The 15,957-nt window shown below is 39.9% G+C and carries 15 protein-coding genes, 2 tRNA genes and 1 pseudogene; 11 read left to right on the top strand and 7 right to left on the bottom strand.

Annotated elements, in window-relative coordinates; translation table 11 throughout:
* Positions 1-2: 2 nt before the first annotated feature.
* A complete protein-coding gene (gene sstT, locus L5B90_RS09355) occupies positions 3-1,247 on the bottom strand; it encodes a serine/threonine transporter SstT (protein WP_250349788.1) in 1,245 nt (414 codons plus the stop codon).
* Positions 1,248-1,593: 346 nt separating this feature from the next.
* Between sstT and L5B90_RS09350 the strand changes: the two genes are divergently transcribed.
* Positions 1,594-2,028, top strand: a complete 435-nt coding sequence (locus tag L5B90_RS09350; protein ID WP_265762737.1) for a LexA family protein — start codon at positions 1,594-1,596, stop codon at positions 2,026-2,028.
* A 74-nt stretch (positions 2,029-2,102) separates the two neighbouring features.
* The gene (locus L5B90_RS09345; RefSeq protein ID WP_250349786.1) at positions 2,103-2,360 is read left to right on the top strand and encodes a DinI-like family protein; all 258 of its coding nucleotides are present in this window, start codon (positions 2,103-2,105) and stop codon (positions 2,358-2,360) included.
* A 305-nt stretch (positions 2,361-2,665) separates the two neighbouring features.
* On the opposite strand, the gene L5B90_RS09340 is transcribed toward L5B90_RS09345, so the two are convergent.
* Both L5B90_RS09340 and pyk read right to left on the bottom strand, forming a co-directional pair.
* Entirely contained in the window at positions 2,666-3,328 is a 663-nt protein-coding gene (locus L5B90_RS09340; RefSeq protein ID WP_265762736.1) for an NAD(P)H-dependent oxidoreductase, read from the bottom strand.
* A 164-nt stretch (positions 3,329-3,492) separates the two neighbouring features.
* Positions 3,493-4,932 (bottom strand): pyruvate kinase, encoded by a 1,440-nt coding sequence (pyk, locus tag L5B90_RS09335; RefSeq protein ID WP_250349784.1) that lies wholly within the window; start codon positions 4,930-4,932, stop codon positions 3,493-3,495.
* A 204-nt stretch (positions 4,933-5,136) separates the two neighbouring features.
* Here pyk and L5B90_RS09330 point away from each other — a divergent pair.
* Positions 5,137-5,213: transfer RNA gene (locus tag L5B90_RS09330), tRNA-Val, on the top strand.
* Between the two features lie 32 nt (positions 5,214-5,245).
* Here the strand turns inward: L5B90_RS09330 and recR are convergent.
* On the bottom strand, positions 5,246-5,851 hold the full coding sequence (gene recR / locus L5B90_RS09325; RefSeq protein ID WP_250349783.1) for a recombination mediator RecR: 606 nt from the start codon (positions 5,849-5,851) through the stop codon (positions 5,246-5,248).
* An 82-nt stretch (positions 5,852-5,933) separates the two neighbouring features.
* Positions 5,934-6,263 carry a YbaB/EbfC family nucleoid-associated protein gene (locus L5B90_RS09320; protein WP_103853095.1) on the bottom strand — a complete coding sequence of 110 codons (330 nt, stop codon included), beginning with the start codon at positions 6,261-6,263 and terminating at the stop codon, positions 5,934-5,936.
* Positions 6,264-6,380: 117 nt separating this feature from the next.
* Here L5B90_RS09320 and L5B90_RS09315 point away from each other — a divergent pair, with 117 nt between their 5' ends.
* The 3 genes from L5B90_RS09315 to L5B90_RS09305 all read left to right on the top strand — a co-directional run bounded on the left by L5B90_RS09315 (position 6,381) and on the right by L5B90_RS09305 (position 8,882).
* The gene (locus L5B90_RS09315) at positions 6,381-8,309 is read left to right on the top strand and encodes a DNA topoisomerase III (RefSeq protein ID WP_265762735.1); all 1,929 of its coding nucleotides are present in this window, start codon (positions 6,381-6,383) and stop codon (positions 8,307-8,309) included.
* Positions 8,310-8,442: 133 nt separating this feature from the next.
* Positions 8,443-8,781, top strand: coding sequence for a preprotein translocase subunit SecG (secG, locus tag L5B90_RS09310; protein ID WP_250349781.1), 339 nt, complete (start codon positions 8,443-8,445; stop codon positions 8,779-8,781).
* 15 nt (positions 8,782-8,796) lie between these two features.
* A tRNA-Leu gene (locus L5B90_RS09305) sits at positions 8,797-8,882 on the top strand.
* A 243-nt stretch (positions 8,883-9,125) separates the two neighbouring features.
* On the opposite strand, the gene L5B90_RS09300 is transcribed toward L5B90_RS09305, so the two are convergent.
* Positions 9,126-10,265, bottom strand: coding sequence for an NADH-dependent flavin oxidoreductase (locus tag L5B90_RS09300; RefSeq protein ID WP_265762734.1), 1,140 nt, complete (start codon positions 10,263-10,265; stop codon positions 9,126-9,128).
* 206 nt (positions 10,266-10,471) lie between these two features.
* Between L5B90_RS09300 and L5B90_RS09295 the strand changes: the two genes are divergently transcribed.
* The 5 genes and pseudogenes from L5B90_RS09295 to L5B90_RS11645 form a co-directional block, all read left to right on the top strand.
* Positions 10,472-11,428: an ABC transporter permease gene (locus tag L5B90_RS09295; protein ID WP_268738985.1), complete on the top strand. Its 957-nt coding sequence runs from the start codon at positions 10,472-10,474 to the stop codon at positions 11,426-11,428.
* A complete protein-coding gene (locus L5B90_RS09290; RefSeq protein ID WP_265762733.1) occupies positions 11,421-12,389 on the top strand; it encodes an iron chelate uptake ABC transporter family permease subunit in 969 nt (322 codons plus the stop codon). Before L5B90_RS09295 ends, L5B90_RS09290 begins: the two co-directional genes overlap by 8 nt.
* The gene (locus L5B90_RS09285) at positions 12,380-13,153 is read left to right on the top strand and encodes an iron ABC transporter ATP-binding protein (RefSeq protein ID WP_250349779.1); all 774 of its coding nucleotides are present in this window, start codon (positions 12,380-12,382) and stop codon (positions 13,151-13,153) included. Before L5B90_RS09290 ends, L5B90_RS09285 begins: the two co-directional genes overlap by 10 nt.
* Positions 13,154-13,167: 14 nt before the next feature.
* On the top strand, positions 13,168-14,082 hold the full coding sequence (locus L5B90_RS09280) for a siderophore ABC transporter substrate-binding protein (protein WP_265762732.1): 915 nt from the start codon (positions 13,168-13,170) through the stop codon (positions 14,080-14,082).
* Positions 14,083-14,217: 135 nt separating this feature from the next.
* Positions 14,218-14,334: pseudogene (locus L5B90_RS11645) on the top strand (hypothetical protein); the annotation flags it as partial.
* Between the two features lie 70 nt (positions 14,335-14,404).
* On the opposite strand, the gene L5B90_RS09270 reads toward L5B90_RS11645, so the two are convergent.
* Positions 14,405-15,892 carry a carbon starvation CstA family protein gene (locus tag L5B90_RS09270; RefSeq protein WP_265762730.1) on the bottom strand — a complete coding sequence of 496 codons (1,488 nt, stop codon included), beginning with the start codon at positions 15,890-15,892 and terminating at the stop codon, positions 14,405-14,407.
* Positions 15,893-15,957 lie beyond the last annotated feature (65 nt).

Genomic DNA, 15,957 nt, shown 5'->3' with positions numbered 1-15,957 from the left:
GATTAACCTTTTTGTGCTTCCTCTTCAGAGATACACACCGCCGCCGTAAATACTACGTCAGTAGATGAATTCAACGCGGTCTCTGCGGAATCTTGTAATACGCCAATGATAAAGCCTACGCCGATAACTTGCGCAGCAATGTCATTTGAGATACCAAACAAGCTACAAGCTAATGGAATTAATAATAATGAACCACCCGCAACGCCCGATGCACCACAAGCGCACACGCTTGATACCACACTTAATAATAATGCGGTAGGGAAAGATACTTCCACACCTAAGGTATGCACAGCAGCTAAGGTTAATACCGTAATTGTGATTGCCGCACCTGCCATATTGATACTTGCCCCTAGTGGAATAGAAACAGAATAAGTATCTTCATTTAAGTTTAAGCGTTTTGCTAACTCCATATTTACAGGAATATTTGCCGCTGAGCTACGCGTGAAGAACGCAGTTAAACCACTTTCACGCACACAAGTCCAGATCAATGGATATGGGTTATGGCGAGTTTTCCAATACACTAAAATTGGGTTTACGACAAAAGCAGTAAATAGCATTGCACCAATTAATACGCATAATAAACGCACATAATCAAATAATGCGCCTAAGCCTTTATCCGCAAGGGTTTCAGCCACTAAACCGAACACCCCAATTGGGGCAAAACTAATGATGAAGTGAACGATTTTTGATACCCCTTCAGATAGATCATTCATCACATTTTTAGTGGTGTCTGATGCGTGGCGTAACACTAAACCTAAACCAATCGCCCAAGAAAGAATCCCAATAAAGTTTGCATTAAACAGTGCATTGATTGGATTATCCACCACATTTAACACTAAGGTTCCTAACACTTGAGAAACTTCGCTTGGTGGTGATAAAGAATTTTCTTGTGTTTGCAATGCAATTTCTGTTGGAAAAGCAAAGCTAAATAACACCGCAGTTAATGCCGCAAGGAAAGTGCCTAACAAATATAAAATCACCACGGCTTTCATATTGCTTTGCGTACCAATTTTTTTATTCGCAATGGCTGAAATGACCAATAAAAAGACAAGAATTGGTGCAACCGCACGCAATGAGCGCACAAATACTTTACCTAAAAAACCCGCTTTTTCAGCAAGATTAAAGCCGAGCATTGATTGTAAGCTTGGTGCAATAATCGCCAAAAGTAAGCCTAGCACTAAACCGATAGAAATTCTTTTCACTAAGCTTCCGTGAAAAAACAAAGAATATAAACGAGATGTATTCATAATAATTTACGATGTTGTGTTTAAGCTGAACCGAATAAATGGGTCAGCAACGAGTTAAAATTCAGATCTAAAATTAGATCCCCCATAGCCCTTGTAAAGATAGCCTAATTTTTTACTAAAGAAAATATAAAATCGTAAATTAACGCATATTATTTACATAAAGATAGAAATATTTCCCCCTAAATTAAATAAAATTCATTATTTTCTCCTTTTTGCCCTAAATCTTGTGCAGTAACACAAAAATGTGAAAAAAATTTTTATACAGTATTGACGAGCTGTATAAAACAACAGTATTATTTTCACTGTATAAAAACCCAGTGAATTTAATGATAAGCGGAGCATCAAGATGAATTACCTCAACCAACAAACCCCGTTCTCCTATCAGCCAATGCCATTTTTAACTGATAGTAAATCTTTCAATTCCACCTTTAATAGAAAACTTGATTTAAATCTTTATTGCATTAAACACCCCCAAAAAACCTGCTTTATTCAGGTAACAAACCCAAATATGCTGGCGTGGGGAATTGAAATGGGCGATATGCTCGTGGTGGAACAAAATGATCATCTTAGCATTGGGGATTTAGTGGTAATGGAACAAAATCATCAATTCTGTATATATGAGTTTGTTGCTTATGAAGATAAAGCATTTATCTTTCTACCGCTGGATGCCAAAATGAAAAGCATAAAATGTGAAAAATGGTCTGCCTTACCCATTATTGGCGTAATTACAAATACCATTCATCAAATAAAACCTAAAAAGCAAATGCGATTTGCCGCTTAACTCATTGAAACGAAAAGTGCGGTGCAAATTTTTTCATTTTTACTGTTTAGGACAAATAAAATAGGAAGCATATAATGAAGCAGTTAGACATTCGTTTTATGAAAGAAAGCGACACAAAACGCCAAGAATACCAATTAAAAATCATTGCTAAGCTGCAAGACGTACTGCCTCGAAAGATCGCAGAGAAATTTGAAGATATTCACGTTCGTATCCGTTTTTCCAGTGCGGCAGGCGTGGAGATAACAGGTATCAAAAATAAAGACGAAAAAGAACGTTTAATGGAATATTTAGAAGAACTCTGGAACGACAGTTCGTTGGTTGAGCTGGATTGATAAAACAAGACAGAAGCTAATATCCATTGCGTTCATCATAAAAAATCATAAAAAAACCACCGCACTTTAGTTTATCTATGCCATTAGCTTCTAGGTGGATCTCTATTTGAATAATGCGACTAAAAAGAGACAAAATCGCTAGCAAAACTAGGTAAATTATGCAGAGAACTGGGATATTCTCAAGCTATTTCACAAAGTTTTGCAGGGTTTGGGAATTTTAGACCATTACATTATTCACATACCCAATAAGGTTTGCCCTAAATATTCATCGAAGAAAAAAATAAAGTGCGGTGTTTTTTAACAATTTATTCCAGCCAAGTGACCAATTCTTCCATCGGTTTTCTTGATTTCGCTTTAATCTCTTTCGCCCGATAACCAAAGGTAACGATCACAGAAACGCCCCATTCCACTGGATCAAATGCGCCTGACTGAGCTAAAATTTGATTCACTGCTTCGTAATTAAAGCCTTCTATTGGACAGCTATCCACACCAATAAATGCCGCGCCCGTCATCATATTTGCTAATGCGATATAGGTTTGTTTACTTGTCCAATCGAATAATGCCCGTTCACTTTCCAGCACGTTCATATCATTTTGTTGAAAAGTACGGTATTTTTCTTTCGCTTTTTCCATTTGTTCTGGCGTTAATCCACGCTTAATTAAGGCATTATGTAAATACTCTGAATCGTAACGCGCATTTTTCTTTGCTAAAATCGCCACCACATAACTCGCTTCATCAAGCTGAGTTGCCATTCCCCAGCTCACCGGTTTAAGTTTTTCACGTAATTCTGGATTTTGAATCACGACGAAATGCCAAGGCTCTGATCCCACTGAACTTGGTGATAAACGAGCAAGCTCTAAAATATAATCAAAATCCTCACGGCTCACTTTTTTATTTGGATCGTAATAACGTGTTGCGGCACGAAAACGAAATCTTTCTAATACTTGTTCTTTACTGATTACACTCATTATACTTTCTCCCGATAAGGTTAAATGCCATCATTATAGCAAGCACAGTAAAAATTCAGGAAATGCTATGACAATTAAAGTTGATAGGCATCAAATAAAAAAGTTACCTATTTTTGTTAGGTAACTTTTTTAATCTAGGTTTAAGTTCTGTTTAAAAAATCAGATTATTCAACCACTAATGTGCGACAAGTGTTTGTTCCACCAGAGGTTAGAAGATCACCTTGAGTTAATAACACAAGATCACCCGTTACTAAGTAGCCTTTATCTTTCAATAATTGCATCGCCGCTTTCAATCCTTCAATGGTACGGCTTTCTTGATCGAAATGAACAGGTACAACACCACGATATAATGCACAAAGATTTAATGTTTCTTGGTTACGAGATAAGGCAAAAATTGGTAAACCAGAGCTAATGCGAGACATTAATTTCGCTGTATGTCCGCTGTTTGTCATTGCAATAATTGCGGCAACCCCTTTCATATGGTTCGCAGCAAACATTGCTGACATCGCAACTGCTTCTTCAATCGTATCAAAAGTGCGATCAACACGGTGGCGTGAAACGTTTACGCTAGGCATTTTTTCTGCCCCTAAACACACTTTCGCCATTGCTGCCACGGTTTCAGCAGGATATTGCCCCGCAGCGGTTTCAGCAGAAAGCATTACTGCGTCTGTACCGTCCAATACCGCATTGGCTACGTCCATTACTTCCGCACGGGTTGGCATTGGGTTGCTGATCATTGATTCCATCATTTGCGTTGCGGTAATCACCACGCGATTTAATTGACGAGAACGACGGATTAATTTTTTCTGTACGCCCACTAATTCAGGATCGCCAATTTCAACGCCTAAGTCACCACGGGCAACCATAATCACATCAGAAGCAAGAATAATATCGTCCATCGCTTCATCACTCATTACGGTTTCCGCACGTTCTACTTTTGCCACAATTTTCGCTTTAAGACCGGCTTCTTCCGCTAATTGACGTGCATAGTTCAAATCAGCACTTGAACGAGGGAAAGACACGGCTAAGTAATCCACCCCAATACGCGCTGCAGTAATAATATCTGCTTTGTCTTTTTCCGTTAAGGCATCGGCAGATAACCCACCGCCTAATTTATTGATCCCTTTATTATTTGAAAGAGGCCCGCCGACAGTCACTTCAGTGAAGACTTTTGCGCCTTCAGTTGATAATACTTTTAACTGAACACGACCATCATCTAATAATAAAATATCACCCGGAACAACGTCTTGTGGTAAGGTTTTATAATCTAAACCAACGGCTTCTTGATCCCCTTCACCTTTTGGTAATTCTGCGTCTAAAACAAATTTATCACCCACATTTAAGAAAATTTTGCCATCTTTAAAAGTAGAAACACGAATTTTAGGCCCTTGTAAATCCCCTAAAATCGCCACAGTTTTACCTAATTTTTGTGCAATTTCACGCACACGTTGCGCACGCCCAATGTGATCTTCAGGCGTACCGTGAGAAAAGTTCATTCTCACTACATTAGCACCCGCTGCAATAATTTTTTCTAAATTATTACCACGGTCTGTAGAAGGCCCCATAGTACATACAATTTTGGTTCTTCTTAGTCTTCTAGACATTACTTACTCCATTGTTCTTCAAAATACAAACTAAAAATTGCGGGCTATTATACGCCTAAAACCCAGCAAGATCGAGATCGCCTACGCGAAAAACAGCAAAAAACGCTAAGCCATTGATTAAATTTATGGCAATTAATCATACAATATGAAAAATGCCCTTGTGTTACACGGCAAAAGTCGCTAAGATACGCACCAAATTTCAGTGCGACTATAGCTCAGTTGGTTAGAGCACCACCTTGACATGGTGGGGGTCACTGGTTCGAGTCCAGCTAGTCGCACCATTTCTTCTAATTCCCCCTAAATTTTCTCTTATTTAATACTCAATTTCTCTGCGCCCAGAAAAAGAATGTCCAAGCGTGTTACTATCCACCGTTTCTAGCTCTCCGCCCACTGGGATACCGTGCGCAATACGAGTGACTTTGATATTGTATTGCATACAAAGTTCTGCAATATAATTGGCGGTTGCCTCACCTTCCACCGTTGGATTGGTGGCGAGAATCACTTCATTAAAGGTTTCATTTTGCAACCGTCTATTAAGCAAGTCTAAACCGATTTCTTTTGGCCCGATACCGTCTAAAGGGGAAAGATGCCCCATTAAGACGAAATAACGCCCTGAGAATTGCCCCGTTTGTTCAATGGCTTGAATATCTGAAGGTTGCTCCACCACACAAAGCAAACCAGTGTTTTGACGACGTGGATTATGACAAATGGTACACACATCTTCTTCAGTAAAGGTTCTGCATTGTTCGCAATGCCCAATTTGCGACATTGCGGCGGTTAAAGCACGCGCTAGCTCCATTCCTCCGTTGCGATCCCGTTGCAGTAAATGATATGCCATACGTTGTGCCGATTTCGGTCCCACTCCGGGTAAACAGCGAAGTGCATCAATAAGATTTTCTAATAATGGGCTTGTTTGCATTGTTTTGCCTAAAATAAATAAAAAAACACACCGCACTTTGATTTTTAAGAAAAAATGAAGTGCGGTGCAAAATTAGGGGAATTTAAAACGGCATCTTAAAGCCGGGCGGTAATGACATTCCTGCGGTAACCGATGCCATTTTTTCTTTTTGCAATTCTTCTGCACGGCGAACAGCATCATTAAACGCGGCTGCAATCAGATCTTCGAGCATTTCTTTATCGTCTTCCATTAAAGAAGGATCGATTTCAATACGGCGACAGTTATGCGCCCCATTTACCGTAATTTTTACCAAGCCAGCGCCAGATTCACCCGTTACTTCCAACTGTGCAATTTCTTCTTGCATTTTTTGCATACGATCTTGCATTTGTTGGGCTTGTTTCATTAAGTTGCCTAAGCCACCTTTTCCAAACATAATTTTTATCCTCAGTGTTAATAAGTCGCAACATTCTAACGAAAAATTAATAAATTGGGAATAATGAAATCTGTGTTAGAATGCAGAGCTTTGTTTTAGCTAATTGATGTTGTCCCTATGCGATTATTTATAGCCGAAAAACCTAGCCTTGCGCGCGCCATTGCCGATGTGTTGCCCAAACCCCATCAGCGTGGCGATGGTTTTATTCGTTGTGGCGAAAATGATTGCGTAACTTGGTGTGTTGGCCATTTATTAGAGCAAGCCGAACCGGAGGCTTACGATCCCAAATTCAAAATGTGGCGCTTGGAAGATTTACCCATCGTGCCGCAAAAATGGTTGCTTATTCCACGCAAAGCGGTGAAAAAACAATTGGATACCGTAATCAAGCTCATTCATCAAGCTGATGAACTGATCAATGCCGGCGACCCTGATCGTGAAGGGCAGCTTTTAGTCGATGAAGTGTTTAGTTATGCCAATCTTTCTGCCGAGAAAAAAGCTCAAATCCAACGTTGCTTAATTAGTGATTTAAACCCAAGTGCGGTGCAAAAAGCAGTAAAAAAATTACAATCTAATCAACACTTTATTCCCCTTGCGACATCTGCCCTCGCCCGCGCTAGAGCCGATTGGCTTTATGGCATTAATATGACGCGTTCCTACACGAAACGTGGGCAAAATATGGGCTATCGCGGCGTGCTTTCTGTGGGTCGTGTGCAAACCCCAGTATTGGGTTTGATCGTTCGCCGTGATCTGGAAATTGAAAACTTCCAACCAAAAGATTATTTTGAAGTGCAGGCTTTCGTGCAAACAACGGAAGAAATCGCGCAAACATTCACCGCACTTTGGCAACCAAGCAAAGCCTGTGAAGATTATCAAGATGAAGACGGACGCGTACTCTCACGAGCCTTAGCAGAAAATGTCGTGAAACGTATCACAGGACAACCTGCAATAGTGACGGATTATCAAGACAAACGCGAAAAGGAAGCCGCTCCCTTGCCTTATTCCCTTTCTGCCTTGCAAATTGATGCCGCAAAACGCTATGGACTTTCCGCCCAAGAGGTGTTGGATGCCTGCCAACGTTTATATGAAACGCACCGCTTGATCACCTATCCACGTTCAGATTGCCGTTATTTACCCACAGAGCATTTTGCTGATCGTCACAAGGTGATGAATGCGATTTCCGCACAAGCCCCCGATTATCAATCATTACCCAGTATCATTAATCCTGAACAGAGAAATCGTTGCTGGAATGATAAAAAAGTGGAAGCACACCACGCCATTATCCCAACGGCAAAAAATACCCCCGTTAATCTCACACAAACAGAACGAAATATTTATCAGCTTATCGCTCGTCAATATTTAGCCCAATTCTGTATTGATGCGGAATATCGTCGCTGCAAAATCACCTTAAATATAGCAGGGGGAAAATTTATCGCCCAAGCCAGTAATCTACAAGTGGCTGGCTGGAAAGAGCTTTGGGGTAAAGAAAATGACGAGCAAAATAACGCCGAACCCTTGCTTCCTGAAGTAAAAAAAGGGCAAGAATTATTCTGTGAAAAAGGGGAAATTCTCAGCAAGAAAACCCAGCCACCGAAACCATTTTCTGATGCGACCCTACTTTCAGCAATGACAGGGATCGCACGTTTTGTACAAGACAAAGCCTTAAAAAAAATCCTACGCGAAACAGATGGCTTAGGCACAGAAGCCACTCGTGCAGGCATCATTGAGCTGCTATTTAAACGTGGTTTTATCTATAAAAAAGGGCGTCATATTCACAGTAGCGAAACCGGGCGAATTTTAATCCAAGCGTTACCTGATATTGCCACGCTGCCCGATATGACCGCACATTGGGAAGCCCAGCTCAACAGCATTAGCCAAAAAGAATTGAATTATCACCAATTTATGCACGAATTGGTACAATCCCTACCTGCCCTGCTCAGTTATACCAATTTCGATGCGTTGCGGCAGCTTAGTGCATTATCTCGACAACAAATGACGACAAAAAATGCAAGCGCAACGAAAAAGAAAAGTGCGGTGGAAAAATCATAAGTTTTACGGCAAGTTAAATTGCTTACAATTAAAACAATCGACAATTTTTTAAAGAAAATCGCTTGCGCGCTGTTTTAATATTCGCTAATATTCGCCCGTTAATTTTTGGTATCCAATAACAAGAGAAGAAATAATGTATCAAGCACTGTTAATTATCTACTTAGTTGTATCTGTTATTCTTATTGGTTTCATTTTAATCCAACAAGGTAAAGGTGCAAACGCAGGTGCTTCATTTGGAGGCGGTGCATCAGGTACAGTATTTGGTGCAAGTGGTGCAGGGAATTTTTTATCCCGTACAACCGCAATCTTAGCAGTTATCTTCTTTGTTACTAGCCTTGCTATTGCTAACATTAACTCTCACCACGGTGAGGTAAAACAAGGCAAATTTGATAATCTTTCACAAGTTGCAGAAAAAATTCAAGAACAGCAACCAAAAGTGGAAGAAAAACAAAATTCAGATATCCCACAATAATCTAAACCGAATTTTGCTCTGATGGTGGAATTGGTAGACACGCTATCTTGAGGGGGTAGTGTCCATAGGACGTGCGAGTTCAAGTCTCGCTCAGAGCACCATAACACTTAACTAAGCCTTTCGTAATCACTCGAAAGGCTTTTTTAATGCCTGTAATTTCAAGGCGTTAGCCTATTTTGCTTATCGCAACTAACCGTAGCTAATTGAGTTAAAGGGCGGATCGTAATAACTATAATGCTAACTATGAGAGGAATATCGTTACGATCTCATTTTTAATAGTGACTAAAAGTACACCGCACTTAATGGATATAAAAATAGCACCCATACCGAGTGCTATTTGCGTTTTAAATATCCACAGGTTGCCAATCTTGCCCTTTCACTGGTGGTAACCAAGGGCTGCCTTTTATACATAAAGACCATAAATAATCAGGTATGCAATAATGATCTGGCTGCTCAGGATCAAGTGCGGTGATAATTTCTTGCGTTTTTCCTTGGGCAATTAACGTCGCAAGATTTGGGTTAATCATTATAGACTTACCCACACCAACAAACTCTACCCATCCTGTATTCAAGGCGCCAACAAGCTGTTCTGCGCTGAATAAATTTCCCACTCCAATAAGCGGTAAACGGCCATTTAGACGTTGATGAATTAATTCAAGACGAGCAGAATGAGTATCTGCACCACGGCGAGCCTTTTTATAAAAATCCCACAATGACACGTGTAAATATTGTAATGGCTTCTCAGCTAAAGCGGACACCAATTCAAGCGTATCTGTCATTGTTAATCCATTCTCACCCGGCTCTTCTGGCGATAAGCGATAGCCAATAATGAATGCTGGGCATTGATGTTTCTCACGCATTGCATTCACTGCATCGATCACAGCAAGTGGGAAACGCAAACGATTTGTCAAATTCCCTCCCCACTCATCGGTACGTTGATTACTTTGCTTAGAGAAAAATTGCTGAATTAAATAACCGTTCGCCCCGTGAATTTCTACCCCATCAAACCCCGAGCGAATAGCAAGCTCTGTGGCGAAAGCAAAATCTTGAATAATTTGCAAAATCTCTTCTTGAGTCAACTCCCTTGTTTGTGTGTCAGGATCTGCTGAGGGAGCCACTTTCTCTTTTCCATTCAATAATTCAGATAGCGCTAATTTTCCGCCGTGATGAAGTTGCAGAATGGCTTTTGCACCTTGCTGTTTAATAATCTCCGCAGTTTTACTTAAACTTTCCAAATGAAATTCATTTAACGCTTCTGGCTGTCCTTGAAATGCCTTACCATTTTCTGACACCAATGTTGCTGCGGTAATAAACATTCCCATATTTTCTGCACGCCCTTGCAAAAATTGAGCCTCTTGGCTTCCTAATGTGCCATCAGGGTTTGATGCAAAATGGGTTAAAGGGGCAACCACTAAACGATTTTTGATTTCAACATTGTTATTCAAAAAATACGGTTGAAATAACGCTGAAAATTGCTGTTCCATTCGATTCCTCATTCATTTATTTATAAAATCTTTTCTATCATACGCGCCAAATGATAAGAAAAATAGTGTTTTCCCTTACAAGAGGAAAATTTAATACATATGAGGGATTTTTGCACCGCACTTTGATTTTTCTTTGCTCTTCAACGCTGACGTGATAACATTCAATATAATTATGCTAATTATTCTCATTTTTAAAATCTATTAATATGATTAAACGCCGTTATTTGTTTATCTTATTATTGTTACTTTCGGGTATTTCCCTCTTTTTAGGCGTAAGTACCGTTAATTTGCAAGGATTACTCAATTTTGATGCTCAGCAGTGGCAAATATTTTTGATTAGCCGCTTGCCCCGTTTAGTCAGTATTTTGATTGCTGGGGCATCATTGAGTATTTGTGGATTGGTTATGCAGCAGTTAAGCCGTAATCGGTTTGTTTCCCCAACCACGGCAGGCACGATGGATAGCGCAAGGCTAGGCATTTTAATTGCAATATTACTATTTCCTTCTGCTTCAATGTTACTCAAAACAAGTGTTGCAATTCTGGTTTCTTTTTGTGGCACATTGTTGTTTATGACGTTGCTTTCTAAGCTGAAATTTAAAGATAGCATTTTTGTGCCGTTAGTCGGCATTATGTTTGGCAATATTATTAGCGCTATCACCGCATTTATTGCCTATCAACAAGATTTGTTACAAAACCTTTCTGGTTGGTTGCAAGGCGATTTTTCCTTAGTAATGGCTGGGCGCTATGAAATGTTATATTTCAGCCTTCCGGCATTGGTGCTTGCTTATCTTTTTGCCAATCGCTTTTCCATTGTAGGAATGGGGCAGGATTTTGCAGTCAATCTTGGTTTGAACTATCAGCAAGTGCTTTATTTAGGCTTAGCCATAGTTGCAACGGTATCATCGATCATCATTGTCTCGGTGGGCGTTATCCCCTTTCTCGGACTAATTATTCCCAATATTGTTACCCTTTATTTGGGGGATAATTTGAAAAAAGTGCTGTCTCACACCGCACTTTTAGGTGCTGTTTTTGTGCTGTTTTGCGATATTCTGGGGCGCGCGTTGATTTATCCTTACGAAATTTCCATTAACGCCATTGTGGGCGTATTCGGCAGTGCCATTTTTCTTTATATGCTGTTAAAACAAAGGGTTCAAAATGGTTAAGCACGTTTACGATCCTAAAAAATCATTGATTTTACTGAGTATTTTCGCATTACTTAGCATAGTGCTGTATGTGTTTTATCATCTCCCTACTCGCTGGGAATATGCCTTATATAACCGCGCTCTTGGCGTACTTGCTATTGTAATGACAGGTGTGGCAATTGCACTGGCTACGATGATCTTCCAAACCATTGTAAATAATCGCATTTTAACGCCGAGTATTTTAGGCTTGGATAATCTGTATTTGCTCATTCAAACCCTGATTATTTTTCTCTTTGGTTCAAGCACATTAACCTCAATGAACCCCATTGTATTATTTTTTGTTTGCACCAGTTTGATGATGTTATTCGCACTGGGTCTCTATCATTTTTTGTTTAAAAATGAACAACAAAGCCTGTTTTTCTTGCTTTTAGTTGGGATCATTTTTGGCACCTTTTTCCAAAGTTTAACTTCTTTTATGGAAGTACTCATCGATCCCAATGAATTTCAGATCGCACAAGACATCGGCTTTGCCAGTTTTAACCGTATCAATCTTGATATTTTATGGATCGCGCTAGCTGGCTTACTTGCCACAATGCTTTATACCCTACGCTATGTGCGTTATTTTGATGTGCTTGCTCTTGGACGTGAACAAGCAATTAACTTAGGTGTGGATTATCCCGCGATCACTAAGAGATTACTCATTGTTGTGGCGATTTTAACGTCAATTTCCACCGCACTTGTTGGGCCTTTAACCTTCTTGGGCTTATTGGTGATGAATGTTACCTTTGAATTTATTCGTACTTATCGCCACACAATATTAATCCCCGCCGCAATGCTGATCGCCGTGATCACCCTTGTTTTCGGGCAATTACTGGTTTCCCAAGTATTCACCTTTAACACCACCTTGAGCATTATCGTGAACTTTGTTGGTGGCGTCTATTTCCTTTATCTGTTATTAAGGACAAATAAAAAATGGCAATAGAGATTAAAAATATTAATAAATCTTATGGTACTAAAAAAGTCGTAGATAACCTTTCGGTTACCATTCCGCAAGGTAAAATTACCTCGTTTATCGGCCCAAATGGTGCAGGAAAAAGCACGGTGCTTGCCATTATCAGCCGTTTACTGCGTGCGGATAGCGGCACGGTAAGCCTAAATGGGGTGCCATTACATCAGCAAAAAAGCAGTGACATTGCTAAACAACTTTCTATTCTAAAACAATCTAATCACATCAACTTGCGTTTAACGGTGGAAGAATTGGTTGCCTTCGGGCGCTTTCCTTATAGCCAAGGAAATTTAACCAAAAACGACCGCACTTTTATTGATAATGCGATTGCCTATATGGATCTAGGCGAGTTTCGTCATCAATATATCAACCAGCTTAGCGGTGGGCAGCGCCAACGTGCCTATATCGCAATGACCTTAGCGCAAGATACAGATTACATTTTGCTTGATGAACCACTGAACAATTTAGATATGAAACATTCCGTCCAAATTATGCAAGTGCTACACAAGCTCACTACTGAATTGAATAAAACGGTGGTCATTGTGATCCACGATATTAATTTTGCCTCTTGTTATTCTGATTACATTATTGCAATGAAAGACGGCAAATTAGTTCATCAAGGAGACGTTGCCACAATGATGCAAGAACCCGTTTTAGCGAGCATTTACGATATGCCAATCCCAATTCAACAAATTAATCAGCACAAAATTGCTGTGTATTTTCGACATCAATCAGCTTAATATAGGAGTATGCTATGAAAAAAACCTTCTCAACCCTTGCCCTCAGTCTTTGCGCCTTACTCGGCGTTGCCAGTGCGAATGCAGCGGATATTACCGTAGAAAATGCAGTTGGCAAACAAGTTGTGCCACAAAATCCTAAGCGTGTTGTGGTGCTTGATTTCTCAGCTGTGGATACCCTTCGCGCGCTAGGTGCAAAAGATCGCATTGTTGGCATCAGCAATGCCGGCAAAGTGCCTGAATATTTAAGCGAATTTAGCAAAGAACATTACGCGAGTGTTGGCGTGCCACCAGAGCCTGCGTTTGAGAAAATCAATGATCTTCACCCAGACCTTATCATCGCCACCGGTCGCCAAGAAAAAGTATTGGATCGCTTAAAAGAAATTGCACCAGTCTTTTTTGTTAAAGTGGACTACAATAATTTCTATCCAAGTTTCCAACAAAATATCCACGCATTTGGACAAATTTTTGATAAACAACAAGTGGCAGATGAAAAACTGGCACAGCTAGACAAACAAATGAAAGCCCTTGCAGAGAAAACCAAAGGCAAAACCGCCCTACTTGCTTTAGTCAATGAAAGCCGTATGAGTGCTTTTGGTGAAAACTCTCGCTATGGTATCGTTTATAGTGGTTTTGGCTTCACCCCTATTGATAAAAATATTAAATCCTCCACCCACGGAATGAGCATTGGGTTTGAATATGTGCTAGAAAAAAATCCAGATTATTTATTGATCGTGGATCGTACCGCAGCCATTACGGACAAAGCCAATAATGCCCAAACCGTGTTAGATAACGCTATTATTCACCAAACTCAAGCGTATAAAAATAATCATATTGTTTACTTAAATGCCGCAAATTGGTATTTAACTTTCGGTGGTTTGGAAAGTATGGGGATTATGATCGATGAAGTGAAAAGTGCGGTGGAAAAATAGGGCATTTTTTATCACAAACAACAAACTATGAATTCCCCCTTTTTAAAGGGGGAATTTTTTATCTCACATTACATTACCTCTCGCACCTCAACTTTACGATTTTCATAACGAGATTTTGTACAGGCATCAGCAGTTGCAATCGCCGCTCTTGCTGCTTCCCCTGTGAGTAATTTCTCAAATTCCTTACTTGGCTGCATACCGTGCATAATGTCATTGAGCTATGTGCGTTCTTTCCAAATGATAGGAAAATAACTTATCTAAACGTGAGAATAAAAAAACCGCACTTGGTTTCTCAAGTGCGGGTGAATTTTGTGGAGTTTTTTTAATTTCTGACTGTTTCAGAATCAGGATCACCATTGGAAATTGGTTTTAACAAGGTGAAGAAGCAAATGATCGCTAATAGTGTTAAGCCTGTACCTACCCAAACAGACACATCATAGCTTAAACCTAAGCCAATTTTTGCATAAGCAAGGAAAGTGGCAGAAACCATTGTCATAAAGATTGCTGGAATTGTACAAATCCAGTGGAATTTATGATAGCGATATAAATAAGCCGCTGCTGTCCATAACATAACCATTGCAGTCGTTTGGTTTGCCCAGCCGAAGTAACGCCAAATTACTTGGAAATCGAGTTTAGAAATGATGAAACCTAGTACGAATAATGGAATAGCGATCATTAAGCGTTTAACTAAATTACGCTGATCGATTTTGAAAAATTCCGCGATAATCAAACGTGCAGCACGGAACGAGGTATCGCCAGAAGTGATTGGTAATACCACCACACCAAGCACCGCTAAAATACCACCGAAGTAGCCTAGCATATGGGTGGCGGAATCATAAACCACTTTTGATGGTGTACCTGTAGTGATTGCATCATTCATTAGTGCTGGGCTATCATAGAAAGTTAAGCCAACCGTACACCAGATTAAGGCAATCACCCCTTCGCCGATCATCGCACCATAGAAAACAAAGCGACCTTCTTTTTCATTTTCCATACAACGTGCCATCAATGGAGATTGTGTTGCGTGGAAACCCGAAACCGCACCGCAAGCAATGGTAACGAAAATCAATGGCCAAATTGGTAAATCTTTTGGATGCATATTTTCAAAGAATTTCGAGAAACTCATCTCACCAACAGTATGGAATAAGGCTTTGTCTTCAAATAATAAGGCAAATAACATTCCAAAAGACATAAATAGCAATAACGCACCAAACAATGGATAAATGCGACCAATAATTTTGTCCACCGGCACTAAAGTAGCAATGATGTAATAACCAAAAATAATTGCTGTCCAAACTAATAACGTGCTTTTCGTTTCTAGGTTGAACATTTCACCGACATTATCCACTGTTAGATTGGTTAATAAGCTGGCTGGTGAAATGACGAATACAACCCCAACAAGAATTAACAATACAAGGGCAAGGGCATTCATAAAATGCTTAACTGGCGCACCTAAATATTTACCCGCAAGGTTAGGCACTGATTGTCCACCATTGCGAACACTTAGCATTCCGCAGAAATAATCGTGTACGGCACCTGCAAAAATGCAGCCAAAAACGATCCATAGCATCGCAACAGGTCCATATAATGCACCAAGAATTGGACCAAAAATTGGCCCCGTTCCTGCAATATTTAATAATTGGATAAGCCAGATTTTCTTTTTAGACATCGGCACATAATCGACGCCGTCAGCCATTGTATGAGCAGGGGTTGCACGGTTTGGATTGATCTTAAAGACACGCTCAACCACAGAACCGTATAAAAAGTAGCCCAATAAAAGCAAGGCTACGCAGGAGAGAAACCATAACATAAAGAACCTCATAAAAATTAAACATAAAATTTCGTGCGGAAGTTTAACAAGAGTAAATCTGATGT

Origin of the sequence: Avibacterium sp. 20-129 (assembly GCF_026226845.1) — a bacterium.
Taxonomy (GTDB): Bacteria; Pseudomonadota; Gammaproteobacteria; order Enterobacterales; family Pasteurellaceae; genus Avibacterium.
This window is presented reverse-complemented; position numbering and strand designations above follow the sequence as displayed.